General features: G+C 74.0%; 3 protein-coding genes and 1 pseudogene. 1 reads left to right on the forward strand and 3 read right to left on the reverse strand.

Going from position 1 to position 2,919, the window contains the following annotated elements; translation table 11 throughout:
- Together AB0C69_RS40655 and AB0C69_RS40660 are read right to left on the reverse strand one after the other, a co-directional pair.
- Positions 1–225, reverse strand: a pseudogene (locus AB0C69_RS40655) (hypothetical protein); the annotation flags it as partial.
- 145 nt (positions 226–370) lie between these two features.
- Positions 371–826, reverse strand: coding sequence for a MarR family transcriptional regulator (locus tag AB0C69_RS40660; RefSeq protein ID WP_185024800.1), 456 nt, complete (start codon positions 824–826; stop codon positions 371–373).
- 83 nt (positions 827–909) lie between these two features.
- On the opposite strand from AB0C69_RS40660, the gene AB0C69_RS40665 reads away from it, so the two are divergent.
- Positions 910–2,418 (forward strand): MDR family MFS transporter, encoded by a 1,509-nt coding sequence (locus AB0C69_RS40665; protein WP_345184403.1) that lies wholly within the window; start codon positions 910–912, stop codon positions 2,416–2,418.
- On the opposite strand, the gene AB0C69_RS40670 is transcribed toward AB0C69_RS40665, so the two are convergent.
- Positions 2,415–2,919 (reverse strand): response regulator transcription factor (locus AB0C69_RS40670; RefSeq protein ID WP_360361886.1); only part of this gene is annotated, 505 nt, incomplete at its 5' end. The genes AB0C69_RS40665 and AB0C69_RS40670 overlap by 4 nt on opposite strands.

A 2,919-nucleotide genomic window follows, 5' to 3' on the forward strand; every position in this document is an offset into this window, starting at 1 on the left:
GGCCACGAGGACGAGGGCCGCGACGGCCACCGGGCGCCGGCGGGCGAAGAACAGCGCCCCGCAGGCGAGGAGGATCAGCGCCCAGTCGAACGCCGTCGCGGCCCACGGCTCCTCGCGCGGCCCCACGAGCGACTTCAGGCTGCTGACGGCCACCACGGCGAGCACTCCGCCCGCCAGGGCCGCGTCCCGCGCGCGCCCTGCCGGCGGGATCAGGCGACCACCCATCCCGTCAGCCTAGACGCCGGTCCGGCGCGGCTCCGTCCTCCGCGAGGCCGAGCGCTTCGCGCCGGACCCGCAACCGGGGTTGTAGGCGGGCGCCGTCCGCCCGCAACCGGGGGAGGACGCGCGGCGCCCCTCGCCGCGCGGGCGGTCAGTCCTCGTAGGTGTGGACGAAGCGGGACAGAAGGCGGGCGAAGGCGGAGCGCTCCTCGTCGGTCCAGCCGCTCATGGCCTTGGCGAAGTGCTCCTGCCGGGTGCGGCGGGTGGCGTCGACGACGGCCCTGCCGGCGTCGGTGAGCTCCAGATGGATGCGGCGGCCGTCCTCCTGCGAGGCGACCCGCCGGACGTAGCCCGACTTGACCGCCTCGGCGACGATGCGGCTGCCGCGCGAGGCGTCGACGCCGAGGCGGGCGGCCACCAGGCCGACGCTCATCTCCTCGCCGGGCCGGTCGGGACCCTCGTCCACGATGTCCACGACGTGCAGGACCTGCACGTCGACGGGGAGGTTGTGGTCGCGGATCGCCGCCTTGCCCAGCCGCTGCCGCGACATGCCCCTGCGCAGCCTGACCATGCTCCGCTCGACGGCGTCCAGCGCCTCGTCGCTCATGGCGCCCAGTCTAGATGGATTGCGCGACTCATCTATCTGTGTCTAGCATCTATATGTCTAACGCATAGAAATGGGAGGTGCGCGTGATCGAGACGACCGCGCCGATGACCGACCGGCACCGGCTGCTGGTGTTCGGCGGCCTCATGCTCGCCGGGCTCATGTCCTCGCTGGACGCGACGGTGCTCGGCACCGCGCTGCCGACGATCGTCGGGGACCTCGGCGGGCTCGACCGGCTCGCCTGGGTGTCGACGGCGTACGTGCTGGCCACCAGCGTCACCGTCCCCCTGTCGGGACGGCTCGGCGACCTGTTCGGGCGCCGCCGCGTCCTGCTGACGGGCCTGCTCGGGTTCCTCGCCGGATCGGCGGCGTGCGGGGCGGCGCCCACCATGACCTGGCTGATCGTGTTCCGCGCCGTCCAGGGCGCCGCGGCCGGCTGCCTGATGAGCTCGATGTTCGCGCTCACCGGCGAGCTGTTCGAGCCGCGCGAGCGCGCCCGGTACCAGGGCTACTCGGCGATCGTCTTCGCCGTCTCCAGCATCGCGGGACCGCTGGCCGGAGGAGTCCTCACCGACCACGCGTCGTGGCGGTGGGTGTTCTACCTCAACCTGCCGCTCGGCATCGCCGCCACCGCCGTGATCGTGCTGTTCCTCCGGCTGCCGGCGCCGCAGGGCAGGCCCCGGATCGACTACGCCGGGATCGTCCTGCTCGGCGCCGCCGTCACCTGCTTCACCCTGTTCACCAGCTGGGCAGGAACGCGGTACGCGTGGGGCTCGCCCGTCGTCCTCTCCCTGGCGGCGGCCTCGGCCGTGCTGTTCACCGCGTGGGCGCTCGCCGAACGGACGGCCGCCGAGCCGATCATCCCGCCGCGGCTGTTCCGCGACCGGTCGTTCAGCGTGGCCTGCGCCGTCGCGGCCGTCGGCGGCGCCACCGGGTTCGGCCTCGCCACCTACCTGCCGATGTTCTTCCAGGTCGTCGGGGGAGTCGGCGCGACCCGATCGGGCCTGCTCCTGCTGCCGATGATGCTCGCGCTCCTGGCCTCGTCCATGGCGGCCGGGAAGTACATCCACCGCACCGGCCGCTACCACCGGCTCCCGGCCGCGAGCATGGCGGTCAGCGCGGCCGGGATCGCGCTGCTGGCGACCATGGACGCCGGCACCGGCCTGGTCGCCGCGGGCTGCTACATGGCGGTGCTCGGCTTCGGCGCCGGGCTGTCCCAGCAGGTCGTCATGCTGATCGCGCAGCAGGCCGCGCCGCACCGCGACCTCGGCGCGGCGAGCTCGGGCGTCTTCGCGAGCCGCATGCTCGGCACCGCCGCCGGGATGGCCGTCTTCGGCGCCGTCGTCTCGAACCGGTTCGCCGAGGAGATCGTGCGACGGGTCCCGGACGGGCGGGTCCCGGCGTTCGGCGACGCCGTCCGCCCCGAGGTCCTGGAGACCCTCCCGGCGCCGGTGCGCGACGGCGTCGCCGAGGCCTTCGCGGACGCGTTCTCCACCCTGTTCGTCACCGCGCTGCCCGTCACCGTGCTGGGCCTGGCGGCGGCGCTGCTGCTCCGCCACGTCCCGCTGGCGCGGCGCGGCCCGGAGAACCGCTAGTCGTCGAGGGCGGCGTCGTGGACGAGGAGGGCGATCTGGACGCGGTTGTTCAGCTCCAGCTTGGCCAGCAGCCGCGACACGTACGCCTTCACGGTGGCGACGCTGAGCGACAGCTCCTTGCCGATCTCGCTGTTGGTCAGCCCGCGGCCGACGAGCGCGGCCACGGCCCGCTCGCCGTCGCTCAGCCGGTCCAGCAGGCCGCGGGCGCGGGCCCGGCGCGGATCGGCGCCGCTCTCGGCGACGTAGGCCATCATCCTGCGCAGCACCGCGGGCGACATCATCGGCTCGCCCGCCGCGACCTGGCGGATCGCCCGCATGATCTCCGGCGGCGGGGTGTGCTTCAGCAGGAAGCCGCTCGCGCCGGCGCGCATCGCCCGCAGGATGTGGTCGTCGCTGTCGAACGTGGTCAGGATGATGATCTCCGCGGCCCGTACCGGGTCGCCCTCTTGAACCCCGTCGGCGCCCGCCATGTCGTTGCGGACGGCCCCCAGGAGCCCGGTG

This window comes from Actinomadura sp. NPDC048032 (assembly GCF_040653175.1).
GTDB classification, from domain to species: Bacteria; Actinomycetota; Actinomycetes; order Streptosporangiales; family Streptosporangiaceae; genus Spirillospora; species Spirillospora verrucosospora.